A 17,895-nucleotide genomic window follows, 5' to 3' on the forward strand; every position below is an offset into this window, starting at 1 on the left:
TTTATACGCCCAATTTACATATTACAGATTGAGTTAAGTTAGTATAAGATTCACATCAAATAGATGAATGATAGAGAGTTCAAATGACAGAGGCTGGCGGCCCCACGACCCATGCGGGGATCACATATCAGAACTCTATAGCTGCACTTTATTTGGGTCGAATGCTCGATACTGCTTTGCGGCCAATTCGTGACAGGGTGATAAAGGTTAGAACAGAGGTGCCTGCCGACGTTGACGACATCCAAATTTGGATGGCCGATGGTTCTATCAAGATGATTCAAGCAAAAACTAAACTGAAGTCATCAGGAACTGCTTGGCGTAAGATTTGGTTGGATTTCAAAAGGGCTTTAGATGCGAATAGCGCTAGCCAAACACTTATCCTTAGCTTAACTGTTGGCGAGAACACCAACCTATCTTCAAATTTACGAGAATGTACGGAAAGGGCAGAGAGCTCTGTTTCTTATGATGAATATAGCCGCAGGCTAACTAAACCTCAGATTAAACTCGTTGAAAATATCGCTAACGTGCTATCTGTAGACCATAGCAGTGCGATGTCCTTACTTTCAAAAATAATGATAGAAATAATTCCGAAAGAGTTTATTGAGCGTGATTATGCACCTCAATGGATGCCGAGAAGTGCTCCTCTAAGTTTTTCAATTTTTCAACTACTTCGAGATCATTGCGCTTCACGCTCAGCCCAGCGGGCTCTTTTTTTACCAGAGCCTCTCAGAGAGTTTCTCAAGAACGAACACAACATCGACATTTTGTATCCTTTAGATTGGGGAGCAGATGCTTACCGATCTATTGTCGTCGAACAAGCTAGTGTTGTTATTCCGGGAACTAGCTTTTCGAAGAAGATCGATGATAGTTTTCCTTGGCCCATATGTTGTCCTTTTGATAATAATCGAGAGGCTGATTTCGACGACGAGGCTACTAGCTATTCAGAAGAAGTCTATATCAAGTCTGTGGATATGCGACGCTTCCCAAGCCGAAATTTTAATCGTGTCGTTTTAGTTGGAGGGGCTGGACTTGGTAAATCTGTTGTTAGTAGTGCTATTGCAGGAAGACTCGCGAAAAATGGTAAGCTCCCTGTAACAATAAAAATTCCGACTTTTTGTAAAAATGACTACACCATAGATGAGTTTCTGAGCAAAGTTATAAATCCAGAATTCAGCATCAATATCGATTGGCAGCACGCTGCGGAGAAGGGCCGTGTGGTTCTTATTCTGGATGGCCTTGATGAAGTAGCTCCAGCACATCGTCAGCTAGTTCTAGAGAGATTGAAGGTATACTCTGCACGGTATCCACTTGTCCCCTGGTTGCTGACTGTAAGAGATGCTACGGCGATAAACATCGCGATCGCAGGCGAACTCATTGAGATCAAACCATTGGATAATATTGCTGTCCAAAAAATGATCGAGTTCTATAGATCTGAAGACAAAAAAAATATAGTTGAGGCATTTTCGAGGCTACTGAGCAACCGGCCGGATTTGTCTAGACTTGTCCGAATACCTCTTTTTTTAGCTTTACTTTGTGTTACATCCAAAGACTTAAAAAGACCTCCATCTAATCGTTCTGAGTTATTGGAAGACTACCTTTCAATTTTGCTAAAACCCGAATTTCATAAACCGTCCGATGTGAGAGGGTTAGATGCGATTGCAATCCGTAAAATTTCCGAGAAAGTCGCTTTTGATGCCCTTCTGAGAGAACAGATCGGTGTAGATGAAAAACTATTGTTGATGAGTATGGATGCGCTAGGTCTAGATAATAGCGTCGATGTTGTAGCAAATACACTTACTACATGTGGCATGTTAAAACGTTCAGGGCCTACTAAACTTTATTTTCCATTTCCGATCATCCAGGAGTATTTAGCAGGCTGTTACCTAGCTGAAGAAGCGGCTGAAAGCATACCGAACCGTTTGGGCGAAGTAATCAAAAAACCTTGGGCTCAGGCCATCCAATTCGCACTTGAAAAACATCCTGCACCCGAGAGCATATCGCGCGAAATATTAGATGGAGACGTTGATGCATTTTCAACACATTTAAGACTGCTATCGCGATGTGTTGCCAATGGGATGCCTTGTACCCCTGAGATACGAACAGAAATAACAGATGGTCTTGTCGAGTTCTGGAGTAAAGCAGGTTGGGAACTCAAGGAACGTGTTGGTCAATTGCTGTCTGAAGCGTTTTATAACCCCCTCACGCCTCGTTTACGTGAGGCGCTCTTTGAGCGTCGTTTTTTACACTACGGCCTTGGTCAGATTGTAACGAATATTGACGATGAAAAGCTTACAATTGAGGTGTTGGGCGCCCTGCTGAATTCAGGAGAAAAACACCTTTATAATTTGGCTGAGTTACAAATAGCTGTCGATAAAGTGGCTGAACGCGCTTTTGACTTGTATATTAATCTGGCTCAAAACCCTGACGAGAGCGACCTGGAAAGCGATGAACTAGAAGACATGCTTTCGTGCCTTCTTTCACACTTGAACACCGATAATATATCGCAATGTAAAATAACTAACGTGGCGCAAAATGAAAACCTATTCCTTGGGTTAAGGCTGGTATGTTTCTTAAAAATTAAAAAGCCGATTGATGATGATTTAAAGTCATTGATCCGCATTGCACTGGCTAGAGATGGGTTTTATCCAAGGAATGCTGCTTTTGCGTTATTGGCAGAACATACTGCATTGTCCGAAATCGTATTGGAGTTCTTCTCCAAGCCAAAAACTATTGAAGAGGACTTATATAAATTTCTAGATGCCATTCCCAAACGAGACGGACCAGAGTTTCATTTGTCTCTTGCGAGCAATGCTAAGATCCCCGAAAATGTTAGACTTCGTTCACTGGTGTTTGCAGCGCGATACGGAAGTAGATCAGCGATGGAGGAGCTTCTCTCGAATATCGACATCAACCCCGCAGAAATCGTAACGGCAGCATTGAGTCTTTTCGGGCATCACCAATCTTATGAGCTCGCTAAAATGGCTGCTGACGAACTGTCTAATCGAGAATGGAGTCGTGCAGATAAATTGTCTATTGCGAGTTCTTTGAGAACAGGAATGACAACTATTTTCGAGATGGATAGTTTTCAGGGTGGTCTTTTAGAATATAGCCCCCTCCATTTGGGAGCGCCACTATTCGAATCTCTTCTTGAAGAGTGGTCCGATTGTCCGGAGTTCAATACAAGAGATAAAACTTCCTACGACCTTTCGTTGGCACATATCGGATATGAAGCCGCTGCTTTAAGAATAAATGAGCGTTTGATTGCGTTGTTAAGTGCTAATGATGTGGATTTAAAAAATTGGGAAACTGCTCACCTAATTGGCTCAGCAGTCAGATTTCTACAGAGGTTTGGGCAATATCCAACGATCGAAACTATCGAGTCAATTATTCAAAAGAGTTCGCATAACGGAATTTTCCCATGCTTTGATTTATTGGCGGCAATCGGAACAAGAGAAGCATTAGATATACTGCTCTGGTCTTATAATGGGGGTACTGATGAAGCCCGTGGCGCGGCTTTCACTGCCATTGAAAAGCTAGCAGGCCGCATAGGTGTCCTAATTTTGGACTCGGACGGAAAACTTGGAATTAAGTAACAATCGGCACCAATCTAGGAGCGGTTACTTGTGGTCAAGTATGTAATTATAACATCGTTTATGCAATTTTGGCTAATGTCCGGTTAGAGGATAAAGTTACCGTTTTCTCAAGATGATTTTTTAGAACATCTTTTGAGTGCTAAAAGCGGACTCGAACCTTTAGTTCAGTAAGGAAAATATAGTGGTTTCAAGAGGTTGAGTGAGAGGGTATGGCTCCGCAAGCAGGAGCCAATAAAAAATTAAATAATCAATAAAATCAATTATTTAATAGCTTTCAAGTTGTTAAAAAGGGCACATGAAAAGCCGCATAAAAGGGCACATAAAAGGGCACATGAGGAATTATCCTTCTTGGAGCTAAATACTTTTCGCTTTTGGCCAATACATGATTCGGTCAACTTAACTGGCTTTCGTTTGAAGGGACACGCCTTCTTTCTCTTGCAAAAGACTGATCATACTAAACAGATTTTTGGCTGTAGGATTTCCATTTGTACTCAGCATGCGCATGAGGCTTTTTGGTGATTTGCCAAGAGCATCCGACAAACCCTCAAACCCAATCGTTGCATTAATGTAGTCCCGTAAAAGTGACTTACCGGTTTCCAAATCACCGGACAGCATCGCGTCCATGCTCTCGGTCAGCAAGCCGTAGCGGTAATTAGGATCAATATTTGCTCGCGCCAGTACGGTGTCGCGAAAACTTCGTGTTACAGTCATAGCTATCTTTCCTTCTTTCGCTTCTTATAGCTTGCCCAATCAGCCATCGCTTTTTCAATATCCTTGCTCTGCCGACGTTTCGTGCCGCCGCCAAACAATATAACCAATGTGTTCCCGTCACGACCGAGATAGACTCGTAGGCCTGGCCCCCAATGAATACGACATTCCCACAACCCTTTACCAAGACTTTTCAAAGCTGATGTATTGCCAGTTTCTAGTCTGGCGATATAGGTAGTCACTTTAAGAGCGGCTTGAGTGTCAAGCGCACCAAACCACTCCGCAAAAGCGCTTGAGCCATCTTCATCAAGATATTCCTGTATCTCAATCATATGGTAACATATATGTTACCTTCTTATTTGTCAATACAACCCATCAAGGACAATGGTGCAGGTCCATTTGTCGGCACTCTTCACCTTAAGACACATAAATCTACGAAACTCTTGATTTTAACTTCAGAGCGGGTTTCTCAATCATGTGCCAAGAGATGCCTGCAAAAAGAATGAAAAGCGGCGTCGAAAGCGCCATGATTTCAAATGGACCTAAGCCGGGAATAAGGAAAAGAATCGCCTGAATGATCGGGTAGTGCCAGATATAGATGCCATAGGAATAGTCGGGCAGCTTGTGCAGCGGCTTAAATTGTCTGCGCGACAGCCCTAGCCTCAGCATAAGTCCAGTGAGCAATAGAGTAGCTAATAGTTCGCCGGAAAAGCCCGCTCCAAAAATCGCGAACAAAACAGCGATAATAGCAATACCCCACCAAGGCGGTCTTCTCCCTGCTGGCCAATGCCATAAGACCATACCCAATAGGAAGCAGGACGACAATCTGAACAGAGGCCATATAGAGGCAGGTAGAACCGAAACATCGACAACAAGCGGGGCGCAAATATAGGTAATTTGGACGACGAGGAACATTAGAACGGTCGTCCATAGGCGTTTTGCGAGACCGATAAAGAAAGCGAAAGCCGCTAAAAAATACGCCGCCATCTCATATCTTATCGTCCAGAGTGGGCCGTTAAAGTCCTCTTCCAAATTGCCTGCAAAAATACCTCCGGGTGCCCATTGGGGATCACCCATGAAAAGAACACGAAGCGCATAAGACCATGTATCAAGTGACGTAAAATTCGTCAGTCCCCCGGGTTTTGAAAAGACTGTCGAAAAGATGAATACAAAGGCAATCATAATGGCGATTAGCGCCGGGTAGATTCTCAGCAAACGTGAGACGGCATAAGACTTGAGATCGTTGCGTGTTGCCAAGCTTTTCATGATGAGTAGGCCGGAGAGTACGAAGAACCCGTTCACGGCCATGTAACCGCCTGTCCATTGATGGATACGAAAAGGCTCATATCCCGTCGTTGTGAGCCAAAAATGCCCCAGAGCGACGAGTCCCGCTAGCACCCACCGAATAGGCGTAAAATGATTTGCGCCGAAGAGCGGATCAACCGGACCTGAAGGAAGTGTGGAGACCATGACTAAGCGCCTTTCTTAGAAGAGCGCCGGCGCTTCAAGGCGCTTCGAACACGGAGCAATACAAGACTGAGTCCGGTGAAAAAGAAGAAGACGGAAAGCGCCGCAACGGTTTTGATCCACCATGAGTTAAAGTTCTCGCGGTTGCTCCAATCCATAATGTGTAGGCCCCACATGAAGTCAAAAGTGCGCCAAAGCCCAGTTCTAACCGCTTTGACCTCAGCCGTCTTTGCATCGACATAAAAGCTAGCCGCATCAGGTTTATCAAAGTCGATTCGCCACACAGGGCCTCGGCGTCCATATTCTCTTGGGGCATCAGAGGAGAAGAATGAGGCGGTCGTTTGTGTGCTCCGTCCTGCATAGTTTTCAACAGCGATTTTAGTGGCAAGAATTTCGTCTAAGGGCGGGCGTATTTGGCCTGTTTTGGCATCGAATATATGTGACGTTTCATCCGTGACTGCTACATAGACTGGTTCTTTATCTATAAATTGCAGCGTGATGCTTTTGGGTAGGAGATCATGCTTGGATATGATTTCGATTGGCGCAAGAACATCAGTGTCCCTTGATAGATTAGCGGGAGTTGTCTCAGCCCGTAGATGTGTGCCGCGCACATGGTCTATCGGGAAAATTGTCATGAATAGACCCGATATGAGCCAGAGGCCCAATTGAAGACCAATGGCTATCCCAAACCATAAATGCAGCTTTCGTAAATTGCGGTTTAAAATCGCTTTATTCATTTGGCCCTCCCCAGAGCGAGACCGCCTGCAACAGGTGTTGCAGGCGTATTTATCAGTGACCGCTATGATCCATTTTCGTGTCTAAGCAGTCTTTACCGTCTGTGTCGGTGTTGCAAATCGCCGTTATGCGATAGCTACCGTCGCGCCCTTTTTTGACCATGAAACTCACATTGTCGCCTTTGGCATAGCCGGAAAGGTCAACCGCAGAGGTGATGCCAAAGCCCATGGTCATTGCGTCCATGCCCACACCCTCAATTTCTTGATGATCAATGGTGGCCTCTTTGCCGTCGGGGCTAATGGAGAAGATGACGCCCGTTGTGTGGCCCGTATCTCCGGCCATTTTGCTCTCATCCATTTTCGAATGATCCATTGTACTGTGGTCCATTTCGCCGGAGGTCTCAGCTCCGCAGGCCGTGAGGCCAAGAGTGGCCAATGCTGTTAGTGTCATTTTCATTGCGTGTTTCATGCGGGGTCTCCTTCAAGGTTTGCATGGGTTGAATTTTGGTGTTTTGGGAGCTTTCTGCCTACCCAAATAAAATAGATGGCCGGAATAACGATGAGTGTGAGAATGGTGGTCGAAACCATCCCGCCAAGCATCGGTAGAGCGATACGGCGCATCACGTCAGAGCCTAAGCCTTCGGTCAGAAAAATGGGCGCGAGCCCAGCCATGACGGTTAAAACGGTCATGAGTTTGGGGCGAACCCGTAAGGCTGCGCCGTGACTTACAGCTGTAAAGAGGTCTGCTTTGGTTTTAGGATTATCCGTGCGAACCTGCTGATCGATATAGAGAAGCATGACCACAGCTGTTTCCACCGCGATGCCGCCGAGCGCAATGAAACCAACGGCGACCGCGACTGACAAATTATAGCCCGCCAGATAGACAGCCCAAAGTCCGCCAACGAGGCCAAAGGGCAGAGACAGCATGATAATCAGCGTCCGGTCGAGGCGTCCAAAATGCAGCATGAGAAGTAGGAAGATGAGACCAATCGCTGACGGGATTGCAATTTTCAGGCGCTCATTCGCGCGCTCAAGCTGCTCATATTGACCTGACCATCCGACGGCATATCCGGGCGGCAACGAGATGGCATCGGCGACAACAGCCTTGGCCTCAGCCACATAGCCGCCCAAGTCACGATCAGTGATGTCCACAAAGACCCAGCCCGTCAGCCGTGCATTTTCTGAACGGATCATGGGCGGGCCTTCGGTATAAGCAACGCTCGCGACTTCGCGCAGCGGAATATGTGCGCCCGTCGGCGTTGGGATGAGAATATTGCCAATGTCCGTATCGGTTTCGCGGAAGGCGCGTTCATAGCGCAGCATGATATTATAGCGCTCTCGGCCTTGAATGGACTCCGAGAGGCGCATGCCCCCGAGCGCCGTTTGAATCACCCCTTGGAAGGTGCCCATATCTATATTGCGCCGCGCTAACTCCAGTCGGTTGGGCGTAATCTCAAGGTATTTCCCTCCTAAGACACGGTCGGCAAAGGCCGATCGCGTTCCCGGAATATCGCTGACAACCGCTTCGATGTCGCGAGCAATGGACTCGATTTGGGTCAGATCATCACCTGTGACCTTGATGCCAATGGGCGTGCGAATGCCTGTAGAGACCATATCCATTCGGATTTTGATCGGATAGCCCCATGAATTAACGAGGCCGGGCATTTGAAGGCGGCTATTGAGATCATCGACAATGCCTTCAGCCGTCATACCTACGCGCCATTCTGACTTGGGTTTTAGCTTTATCCAGCTTTCGATCATGGTCAGCGGCGCAGGGTCAGTTGCCGTATCCGCGCGGCCTGCTTTGCCAAATACGCTTTCAACTTCTGGCACGGTTTTAATCACGCGGTTGGTTTGGCCGAGGATTTCACGCATTTTAGTTGTCGACACGCCCGGCAATGTTGTGGGCATATAAAGCAGCTCACCTTCATAGAGAGCGGGCATGAACTCTGTCCCAAGCTTTTGAGCCGGCACGATAACGCTGGCCGTCACTAGAAGCGCAATCACTACGGTCAGCCATTTGAATTTTAGGGCAGCCCATATGACAGGCTTATAAATCCACACAAAAAACCGATTGAGCGGATTGGCCGTTTCGGGCCGCATCTTGCCCCGCAGAAGCCAGATCATCAGCACCGGGATGAGCGTGACCGATAAAAGCGCGCCAAAGGCCATTGCGTAGGTTTTGGTGAACGCGAGCGGAGAAAAGAGACGGTAGCTTTCACCCGTCAGGGCAAAGACAGGCAAGAATGAGACAACAATGATCAGAAGCGAGAAAAACAATCCCGGTCCGACTTCTTGAGCGGCCTCAATCAGCACACGCCGACGTGTTGGTTCATCTGGTTTGCCGTCCACTTCGGAGAGTTTTCTGACGCCGTTTTCAACCATCACAATGGACGCATCAACCATTGCCCCAATGGCAATCGCAATGCCGCCCAAAGACATGATATTCGCCGTCACGCCTTGGCCTGACATGATGATAAAAGCGCCGAGCACGCCGAGGGGCAGCGTGATGACAGCCACAAAAGCCGCCCTGAAATGCAGTAAGAAAAGAAAGATGACGAGCGCCACCACAAGGCCTTCTTCAATCAGCTTCTTTTTCAAATAGGATACAGCCCCTTCAATAAGCGGAGCGCGGTCATAAACGGTGACGATCTCAACGCCCTCGGGCAGTCCTCTTTGGAGTTCAGTGAGTTTATCTTTGACGCGGTTAATGACGTCTAGGGCGTTCTCTCCGTCGCGCATAACGACAATGCCCGCGACCGTCTCGCCTTCGCCGTTAAGTTCAACAATACCGCGCCGTAGCGCCGGACCTTCGATGATACGGGCGACATCGGATAAGAGAACGGGTGTACCGTCTTCCGCCAGGACAACCACTTGCTGCAAATCGAGCGCTGTTTTGACATAGCCAGAGGAGCGGATGACATATTCTGTTTCGCCTTGTTCAATAACGCGACCCCCCACTTCGCTACTGGCGGCGCGTATAGCGCGGGCCAGTTGATCGATAGAAATATCATAAGACTCGAGTTGGTTGGGATCGATCAGGACTTGATACTCTCGTTCAAACCCGCCGACAGAGGCGACTTCAGAAACGCCTTCCACGCCTGACAATTCTAATTTTAAGAACCAGTCTTGCAGGCTTCGCAATTCTGCAAGGTCTGTCTGGCCCGTCTTATCTACTAAGGCATATTGATAGACCCAGCCGACCCCTGTGGCGTCAGGGCCAATTTGTGGCACAGCATTGTCAGGCAGCTCGGAGCCTAAACGGGAAAGGGCTTCAACGACGCGCGAGCGCGCCCAGTAGGGATCAACGCTGTCCTCAAAGATAACATAGACAAAGCTTGTGCCGAACATGGAGGAGCCGCGAACATCTTTTGTCTTAGGGAGACCTAATAGATTTGTCGAAAGCGGATAAGTCACCAAGTCTTCGACAATTTGCGGCGACTGACCGGGAAACTCCGTGCGGATAATAACCTGGGTGTCGGTAAGGTCAGGTATGGCATCGAGCGGCATGCTTTTGAGTGACATCCATCCGCCAATGGCCAACGCTATGGCCAAAACGGCTATGATGAGTTGATTGGCAATTGACCAGCCAATCAGTTTCGCAATAGCTGACTTGGACGGGTCTTTGCCTGCGAGACTGTCAGGCTCGGCTACCTCATTGACGTTTACGGCGCTCATGGAGTTGTGTTTTCCGCGCTACCCATCATAGGGTCGGGCCATGCAATGACCTTGGCATCTGCATTTGAATATGGATTTGCGGGTAAACCGCGATCCTGGAGCCAGAGACGTCCGGTCTCTTGGTCAGCGTAAAATATCAACCCCTTCGATTTGTAGTGAGACGGAGCACCAAGAGTTAGCCAAGGATCAAGTGCGCTCATCAAATGTGCGAGTTGCTGTGCCAGTGGGTCGCCTGTCTTGTTCTCTTTCGCTCCCAGAATAGCGGTCTCAGCGGAGTCCAGAATTGGGGCAAGCTTAGATCCCTCAAAACGTATCCGTAATCCGTCAATCAGAGTGAGCGCTGGGTCGAGGAAATAAGGATCAATGGCATAACCATCAATCAGAGCTTCATGAAAATAAAGCGCCGTATCGACCATATGATCAATCTGGCTTAACGTGGCTGCATCAATAGGAAGCTCAGAGAGCGGCGTTGATCCGTCAAACTCCGCCATGGGCGCGTTAAGTTTAGAAAAACCTTCCCGAAGGTTTGACTCGGAATCGAGCATGAATTGTCCGCTGGCAACAATACGGTCGCCTGCGCTGAGGCCGGACAAGACCTGGGTGCGCCCGCTGACACTGGAGCCAATCTTAATGTCGCGGGCTTCAAAGCGTCCATCGCCTAAAGCGAGTATAACATGAGCGCCGCGAGAATCGCGCAAGACGGCTTGGCTTGGTACAGATAATTTGGTGCTGGGTGTCTCGGATGGCTCCGCTTCAAATAGGATGTCCGCATAGGCTCCAGGGCGAAGGCTACCCGAGCTATTATCTACACTAATCCTAACCTGTGCTGTGCGGGTTTTCGTATCAATTGTCGGATAAATGTAATCGACTTCGCCAATTGTGGCTGCGTCAGGCGCGCTCTCAAATGTCAAAGTCGCAGTTTTACCTATCGTCATAGATGGCAGGTCGGATTCCGGCACGGACGCAATGACCCAGACCTTATCATAGGCTTGCAGTTTCACCACGGGATCGCCCGGTTTGAGGTAGTCCCCATCGCGCACCATAAGTTCGGTCACGACGCCCGCGGTTTCTGCATAAACAGGCATGCGCTCAATCACTTCTCGCGTTTCTGTCAGCCGCTCAATCAGGCTTTCTTGCATGCCTTTAGATTTCAGTCTTTGGCGCACAGAAGCAATGCGGCGTTCATTCCCGATTTGCACCGAAGCCAAATAATCCTTCTGCGCCGCGATTAAATCGGGCGTGTAAATGCTGTAAAGGCGCTGACCACGTCGGACAATATCCCCTTCCGCGCGAACCGTGAGGCCATTGATCCAGCCTTCAAGCCGAGACGCCGCCATCGATTCAAGTCGCGTATTCGGCTCTACTGTGCCGTAGGCTCGCTGGTTTTGGGTAAAGTCCGATGTGCCAACCAAGGCGGTTCTGATACCCATGGTCTGGATCATCTCAGGAGATACAGCCACAGCTTTATCCTGAGTGGGGGCGCCTTTTGCGGGTACAAGGTCCATCCCGCAAATCGGACAGCTTCCATTTGGGTCCTCTGAAATATAATGCGGGTGCATTGGGCATGTATAAGAGGTGCTCTCAGATTGCGCGCTCATGGATGACGTTTGAGCAGATTGTCCCGACTGCATAGCGGCATGGTCATGTCCGGTATCTAAAGCCGAACCGTTTTTGGAAGCAGGTTCACAAGCGGCTAAAATCACGGCGGCACTGAAGAGTAAGGCGGTTTTAAAATAGGTCATGATGTCACCAAGAGGCTGTTCATTTTTGCAATCATCTGGTCGCGCAGGCTTTGTTCTTTGACGATTTCAGATCGAAGCATAAGGATGGCAATTTCGCCGTCGATAATGGAGGAATAATCACCGGTTCCGGCTTCATAGCTAATCAGCTGCGCGGCAGTTTGCTCTTCAATGGCGCTGATTTTCTGCTCAATAATTCGAATATTTGCACTCGCGGTTTCTCGCCGCGCATCATATCGCGACCACTCGGACTGCAATTGCCGGGCTATCGCTGTGCGGCGCGCAAGGGCTGCGTTTCTATCGGTCTTCGCCGCGCGTAAATTAGGTTCTTGGCGCTTACCGGCCCAAAGAGGAATTGAGAAGGTCACGCCGCCTGAAATCCAATCTTCGCCGTCAAAATTAGAGCGCGGGCCTTGGCCGGACTCACGTTGTTGATAGGTTAGATTAACGCCCCAATCCGGTTTAAAATCCGCCTCTGCGCGCTGGACATCGGCGTCTGAAACTTGAACGGCGGCGTCTGCGACTCGGACCCCGTAAAAGGCTATTGCGTTCCCGGTCCAAGGCGCTCTCGTGAGCGCGGGAACATCTGTATCAGGAATGAAGCCGAGTAGATTGATAAGCTCTGCATTGATCTGTGCCTCGCGGCCGTCAAGCTCAGCTAAGGTTCTGGACACTTCCGTACGCTCGACATCGACTTGCGCCAGACGAAACACCAGAGGGCGTCCTGCATTGATTTCTATGTCGATGATGTCTGCAAGTTCATCATATTTATATTGCCGCTCGCGCGCATAGTCGCGCTGAACGTCCAGACTATGTTTTTCAATCAGATAGACTAATAATTGTCCGCGCAGACGCGCAAACTGTTCGTCTCTTTCAAAATCCTGGGAATCGGCTTGGCGTAGCGATTTAAGCGAATTGGCTTTACGTTCAGAACGGCTTGGGAGCGCCTGACGAATACCTACCGCCTTATTAGACGGCAGATATTCTGAAAAAGACGGGTCGAAAAGCGGTACGTTATTCAGCTGCAAAGAAACAACGGGGTCGGGCAGTCCAAGCGCGCCTTCAGCCCGCTGACGGTTCGCCTCGGCGCTTAGGTTAAGCGCGTCCAAAGAGGGGTGTAGGCGCAGCGCATCCTCTAATTCAGAAAATGAAGACATCCGCGTTGGCGCTTCTTGACTTTGAAAAGGCGACTTTGGTGCTGATCCAATGAGATCAACAGCATAGTCCGTGTCCTGTGCGCTTACCGCTAATGGCAAACATAGGACGCTAATGCCGCCGAATAGGGCAGATAGGATAGCGGCGCGAGGCCGGACAGTACGTAATGATGTGTGGCGGATATACATCCGAAAATCTCCAATTAAACAGGCAAATAGGCTCAGAGGCAGGCTCTAAGCAGTTAGGCTGTTTGGAGATTAAATGAGGAGCGTGTCGAAGCGCGCGAGCGGGCTATCCGTAAAGCGCGAGGCCGGTTCTATCGGCGGACCCGTAATGCGCAAAAGACGCATTTCAGGACGCGGTAATGCGTGCGGTGCATTTACCAATGCAACGAGGCTCGTATCAGAATGTGTCTTGGTGATGGGGTCGGTATCAACTGTAAACGTCGAGGATACAGCGCAATCATCGCAAGATGTGCAGTATTTTTCAGGCGTTTGCTTGTCAGCGTCACTTGATAGTTTAGTGTCGACAGTGTGACAGGGCGGCGCTGCCGCTTCAGTCATTTGGACGGAATGAGGTGCATTTTCGACGTGGCCGGTGACGCAGCACGCCATAACCGGCGTTGCCATCATAATGATGGCCGCAAATAGGCATAAGACTGTCGAAATGACTCTCATGCTTGCATCATAGCGTAAAAAGATTAAGAAAGTAAATACCCCTACGGGGCATAACTGCATAGTAGAATTAGAAGTCATCATATGTCCACGCATTCGCCTAAAACCATCAACCGCCTCAAAAGAATTGAGGGTCAAGTTCGCGGCATTATTAAAATGCTCGAAGATGAACGCTATTGTATCGATGTTCTCACGCAGATGCAGGCCGTCAAATCCGCTATGGCCCGCGCAGAGAGTGAAATCCTCAAAGATCACGCTTCGGGCTGTGTGAATGCGGCCATAAAGTCAGGCAATGAGGATGAGCAACGCGAAAAAGTTGCCGAACTCGTCGATCTTTTTGACAAATTAAAACGCTAAAGGTTAGTTTCATGGGAATACTTCACTCAAGAAATCGGCTTATCAAGTTAACTTTAGGCGCTTGCTTGGCAATGACCGTGGTGGCCCCGCTTGCGAATGCTCATACAACAGTCAAATCCTCTACCTTAGAGGATGGCGGCATTTATCAAACGATCCCGGATTTTTTTGATTTGGTATTTGCTCGAAAGGTTGGGTTGGCGTCACTCACCCTCAAAGATACCGATGGCAAAGAAATTGTTTTAGATTTTACACTCCCTAAATCTATGGAAACGAAATTTTCGATTCCCATGCCAAGTTGAAAAACGGGCAATATTCGATGAGTTGGCGAGCTGTTGCAGTAGACGGACATGTCCTAAAAGGTGATATGCGTTTCACGGTGCGATAAAACCTACATGCTTATCACTCTGGCCATAGCCTCGAAACTACTTCTCTATTTAGGGGCGTTAGCCACAATCGGCATATTATCCCATTTCTGTCTTTCAATACAGTCAAGGCTGAAATGGATATGGCTAGCATCTGGCCTATCGATGATCGGCACTGTTTCCAAACTATTCGTGGCAAATGCGCAACTTGCCGGGTCAATCACTGAGATTTTCAATCAGAATACATTTAGGTGGGTTTGGCAGTCAAATGGCACCCAATTTATTGTGTTTGTAAGCGGGACCTTTCTGGCATTATTGGCACGTTTAGTGCCATCACTACGCTTAAAAAAAGCGGCCGCTTTTATAGCAATCCTGACCATCAGTGCTGGATTTGCAGCATCAGGCCACACGCAAGGTGCTGAAAATATGCCGCTCCTGCCTTTGTGGGTTGTTCCGCACATACTCATAGCCGGGTTTTGGATATGGGCTCCTGTGAGTCTTTGGCCGCATAAATCACTTCCTGATGATGTGGTCATAGGTAAGACTGAAAGGTTCAGTATTTTTGCGGTGTGGGCCGTGCCGGTTTTGTTTCTAAGTGGACTTTATTTGCTATGGCGCTTGAACGGTAATCAATGGGACGCCTATTTCACTCTTTACGGGGGAATGTTGTTAGTTAAGTTAGCCGCTGCACTTTTTCTGTTAGGTGTCGGGACTTACAATAAATACCGTCTCGCCCATATTTTAAAGACTTCTCCTGAGACCGGGCGTGATATGCTCCGAAGAACTTTATCCATAGAGCTAGGGTTCTTTGCAATTGTGATTGCGTGCATTCTTCTTGCAACAACACTTACGGGTCCTGGAGGGCATCATCACTGAAAACGCCAGTGTCGACCCAACTCAGTCTTTTCTCATTTTGGAACCGAACTAGCTTTTGTGCATTATACCCTATAGAGGTATAAGCAGGAGACTAGAATGGAAATGAAAAACAAAAGCAATTACGGCACATTCTTTGCCATGATCGGCACATCAACACTCGTGATGTTCGGATTGATGTATCTGAACAGTTACGAGTTTGGGCATGTCCGCTTTTCTGAAACGCGAACCTTCATGGCGATTTATATGGGCGCAGCTATGGCAATAATCATGCTTTTGTTCATGCTTGGCATGTATAAAAACAAGAAACTAAATCTTAGCATTTTCATCGGCAGCGCCGTGATATTTGCTGCAGGATTGTTCTTTGTTCGCTCTCAGGAAACTGTGCAGGACAAGTCTTGGATGCGCGCCATGATCCCGCATCATTCAATTGCCATTTTGACCAGTGAACGCGCCGAAATTGAAGATGTGCGCGTGCGGGAATTGGCCGATGAGATTATCAAAGCCCAGCGCCGTGAAATCAAAGAAATGGACTGGCTTATCCAAGATATTGCCGAGAATGGAGTGGCCACAACTGAGTCTGAAGCCAGCGCAAGAACGGTGCCGGATTTTGAAGGCCAACTGAGCCCGCAAGACTAAGCCCTAATTACTAGGAGGCATTTATGAGTATCGCAGAAGAGCTGACGGTAAAAGACACCGGGCAAGGCAAAAAAGCCGTCGTTTACCGCATGGTGACGGATGAGCATATCTGCCCATTCGGTCTAAAGACGGTGGATTTGCTAAAGCGTAAAGGGTTCGAGGTTGAGGACAACTGGCTGACGAACCGCGCCGAGACAGATGCGTTTAAAGACAAGCATGATGTTAAAACCACCCCGCAGACCTTCATAGAAGGCGAACGCATAGGCGGCTTTGATGATTTACGTGAGCATTTTGGGTATGAGACGAAAGACCCGGATAAGAAAACTTACACGCCCGTGCTTGTCGTCTTTGCCGTATCCGCCTTACTGGCCATTGCGGCAAGTTGGGCAACGCTCGGGGACATCTTCATACTCAGATCTGTCGAGTGGTTCATTGCATTTTCCATGGGTATGCTGGCCATGCTCAAATTGCGGGACTTAGACTCGTTCGCCAATATGTTTCTCGGCTATGATATTCTTGCCCGTAAGGTTGTGCGCTATGCCTATGCCTATCCCTTTGGAGAAGCGCTCGCGGCAATCCTCATGGTCGCTGGCGGAATATTTGGTTTGATCGCCGCGCCAATCGCGTTGTTTATCGGGACAATCGGGGCGATTTCTGTGATTAAGGCTGTGTATATCGACAAACGTGATCTCAAATGCGCTTGCGTTGGCGGCGGGGCGAATGTGCCGCTCGGCTTCATCTCACTGTCTGAAAACCTCGCCATGATGGGTATGGGGATTTGGATGATTGTGAAAGCGGTGGCTTAACGGCCAACGAATACTCGCTATGAAGAGATCTGCTTTTAGAATATGCCGAGGTCCGTTATGAGGATCATCGAGACTTCAACAGGGAGCTTTTGTGAATATTAACAAGCTTGTTTAATGAAGCTGTTTAACTCCGGGCTACGTTCTTTAGACCAACAAAAATAAGACCAATTAAAAAGAGTTCAGCGATGAGTTCCCGCATAATCATCTCGGGAATTGTTGCGCCTGAGAAAGCAATGGAAACCAGTCTCGCTAGGACAATCCCGCCGAACAGAAACATTGCGAACAAAAGGCGAGCTCGAATTGAGACACTAAGCTTGCCGCCCAATAATATAAAACCGCCAATTCCTATTTCTGAGCCGCCAATTAAAGAGCGTATTGACATAATTGAATGTGTGGTATTTGCGTTCAGCCCGTAACGTCCCATTATTTGCGGATGGATGAGAGTAATCACCCCCAAGGCAAGTAACAGAGTACCTACTATATACGCTATGTTCCGAGCGGTCGTGTTTGGGGCATTTACTGGTATTAAAAGAACCTCGGGACATTTCGTTTATATTTTCGATAATCGTCGCCGTATTGCTTCTCCAGCCAGGGCTCTTCGAACATTGGCGCGACAAGGTACATGACGATCCATGCGCCGAGCAGAAGCGTTATATCCCATGAATTGGCGAGCAACGCCCAGCCCATCAGCCCGAGCCAAGTGAAAACATAGATAGGGTTACGGCTCCACCCGAACCAGCCGGTTGTCATTAATCCAAGCTTTTCACCGAAAGCATTGCGCCATCCCATATAAAGCGTGATGCGGATGGCCATCCCGAATCCAATAAGGAGCAATAGGCCGCCGATGGAATATTGCGCCCAAGCGCGTGTACCCTCGAGCGGTTCAAATATGAGCATTGTGAGAATGATCAGTGGATAGAGGTAGAGGCGAAATAGCCCCAGAAAGGTTTTATGTTGCCAACTCTTTTTACTTGGCGGCGGGAAAAATTGAAAATCATCTCGCAAGGACGCAATAGCCGAGAGCACAAAAATCGCCATTACCCCTGAAAGGGAAAGACCTAATGCCAGCCAGTGCGCCCATGACGGTACATCGAACATCAATCGCCTCCC

At 48.3% G+C, this 17,895-nt stretch carries 18 protein-coding genes; 7 read left to right on the top strand and 11 right to left on the bottom strand.

Features of this window, described 5'->3' with window-relative positions; genetic code table 11:
• The first annotated feature begins 83 nt into the window (after window positions 1-83).
• Complete coding sequence (locus tag F569_RS0106055; protein WP_026941466.1) at window positions 84-3,593, top strand: NACHT domain-containing protein; 3,510 nt, start codon at window positions 84-86, stop codon at window positions 3,591-3,593.
• A gap of 396 nt (window positions 3,594-3,989) precedes the next feature.
• Here the strand turns inward: F569_RS0106055 and F569_RS0106060 are convergent, their stop codons facing one another.
• From F569_RS0106060 to F569_RS0106100, 9 genes are all read right to left on the bottom strand, one after another.
• Window positions 3,990-4,304 carry a helix-turn-helix domain-containing transcriptional regulator gene (locus tag F569_RS0106060; RefSeq protein ID WP_026941467.1) on the bottom strand — a complete coding sequence of 105 codons (315 nt, stop codon included), beginning with the start codon at window positions 4,302-4,304 and terminating at the stop codon, window positions 3,990-3,992.
• 2 nt (window positions 4,305-4,306) lie between these two features.
• The gene (locus F569_RS0106065; protein ID WP_026941468.1) at window positions 4,307-4,630 is read right to left on the bottom strand and encodes a type II toxin-antitoxin system RelE/ParE family toxin; all 324 of its coding nucleotides are present in this window, start codon (window positions 4,628-4,630) and stop codon (window positions 4,307-4,309) included.
• Between the two features lie 103 nt (window positions 4,631-4,733).
• The gene (locus F569_RS16810) at window positions 4,734-5,771 is read right to left on the bottom strand and encodes an acyltransferase family protein (RefSeq protein WP_034387917.1); all 1,038 of its coding nucleotides are present in this window, start codon (window positions 5,769-5,771) and stop codon (window positions 4,734-4,736) included.
• 2 nt (window positions 5,772-5,773) lie between these two features.
• Complete coding sequence (locus F569_RS0106075) at window positions 5,774-6,505, bottom strand: PepSY domain-containing protein (RefSeq protein WP_026941469.1); 732 nt, start codon at window positions 6,503-6,505, stop codon at window positions 5,774-5,776.
• A 52-nt stretch (window positions 6,506-6,557) separates the two neighbouring features.
• Entirely contained in the window at window positions 6,558-6,971 is a 414-nt protein-coding gene (locus F569_RS0106080; RefSeq protein WP_051279463.1) for a copper-binding protein, read from the bottom strand.
• Window positions 6,968-10,180 (bottom strand): efflux RND transporter permease subunit, encoded by a 3,213-nt coding sequence (locus tag F569_RS0106085; RefSeq protein ID WP_051279465.1) that lies wholly within the window; start codon window positions 10,178-10,180, stop codon window positions 6,968-6,970. The genes F569_RS0106080 and F569_RS0106085 overlap by 4 nt, the downstream gene beginning before the upstream one ends.
• Window positions 10,177-11,922 carry an efflux RND transporter periplasmic adaptor subunit gene (locus F569_RS16815; protein ID WP_034387920.1) on the bottom strand — a complete coding sequence of 582 codons (1,746 nt, stop codon included), beginning with the start codon at window positions 11,920-11,922 and terminating at the stop codon, window positions 10,177-10,179. The genes F569_RS0106085 and F569_RS16815 overlap by 4 nt, the downstream gene beginning before the upstream one ends.
• Window positions 11,919-13,262, bottom strand: a complete 1,344-nt coding sequence (locus F569_RS0106095) for a TolC family protein (protein WP_084168861.1) — start codon at window positions 13,260-13,262, stop codon at window positions 11,919-11,921. Before F569_RS0106095 ends, F569_RS16815 begins: the two co-directional genes overlap by 4 nt.
• 69 nt (window positions 13,263-13,331) lie before the next feature.
• Window positions 13,332-13,706 (bottom strand): hypothetical protein, encoded by a 375-nt coding sequence (locus F569_RS0106100; protein ID WP_154813658.1) that lies wholly within the window; start codon window positions 13,704-13,706, stop codon window positions 13,332-13,334.
• 126 nt (window positions 13,707-13,832) lie between these two features.
• Here F569_RS0106100 and F569_RS0106105 point away from each other — a divergent pair, with 126 nt between their 5' ends.
• The 6 genes from F569_RS0106105 (at window position 13,833) to F569_RS0106125 (ending at window position 16,785) form a co-directional block, all read left to right on the top strand.
• Window positions 13,833-14,105 carry a metal-sensitive transcriptional regulator gene (locus F569_RS0106105; RefSeq protein WP_026941474.1) on the top strand — a complete coding sequence of 91 codons (273 nt, stop codon included), beginning with the start codon at window positions 13,833-13,835 and terminating at the stop codon, window positions 14,103-14,105.
• A gap of 65 nt (window positions 14,106-14,170) precedes the next feature.
• Entirely contained in the window at window positions 14,171-14,404 is a 234-nt protein-coding gene (locus tag F569_RS0106110; RefSeq protein ID WP_154813659.1) for a hypothetical protein, read from the top strand.
• 17 nt (window positions 14,405-14,421) lie between these two features.
• Window positions 14,422-14,490, top strand: coding sequence for a hypothetical protein (locus F569_RS20055; protein ID WP_407637008.1), 69 nt, complete (start codon window positions 14,422-14,424; stop codon window positions 14,488-14,490).
• Window positions 14,491-14,497: 7 nt separating this feature from the next.
• Window positions 14,498-15,343 carry a copper resistance D family protein gene (locus tag F569_RS0106115; protein WP_026941476.1) on the top strand — a complete coding sequence of 282 codons (846 nt, stop codon included), beginning with the start codon at window positions 14,498-14,500 and terminating at the stop codon, window positions 15,341-15,343.
• Window positions 15,344-15,445: 102 nt separating this feature from the next.
• Window positions 15,446-15,979, top strand: a complete 534-nt coding sequence (locus F569_RS0106120) for a DUF305 domain-containing protein (protein WP_026941477.1) — start codon at window positions 15,446-15,448, stop codon at window positions 15,977-15,979.
• 23 nt (window positions 15,980-16,002) lie between these two features.
• Complete coding sequence (locus F569_RS0106125) at window positions 16,003-16,785, top strand: MauE/DoxX family redox-associated membrane protein (RefSeq protein ID WP_034387930.1); 783 nt, start codon at window positions 16,003-16,005, stop codon at window positions 16,783-16,785.
• Window positions 16,786-16,909: 124 nt separating this feature from the next.
• Here F569_RS0106125 and F569_RS19345 read toward each other — a convergent pair whose 3' ends face one another.
• The gene (locus F569_RS19345) at window positions 16,910-17,311 is read right to left on the bottom strand and encodes a DUF4345 family protein (RefSeq protein ID WP_084168865.1); all 402 of its coding nucleotides are present in this window, start codon (window positions 17,309-17,311) and stop codon (window positions 16,910-16,912) included.
• Window positions 17,311-17,883, bottom strand: coding sequence for a methyltransferase family protein (locus tag F569_RS18835; protein WP_026941480.1), 573 nt, complete (start codon window positions 17,881-17,883; stop codon window positions 17,311-17,313). The genes F569_RS19345 and F569_RS18835 overlap by 1 nt, the downstream gene beginning before the upstream one ends.
• Between the last annotated feature and the right edge of the window lie 12 nt (window positions 17,884-17,895).

Source organism: Hellea balneolensis DSM 19091 (genome assembly GCF_000428525.1).
GTDB lineage: Bacteria > Pseudomonadota > Alphaproteobacteria > Caulobacterales > Maricaulaceae > Hellea > Hellea balneolensis.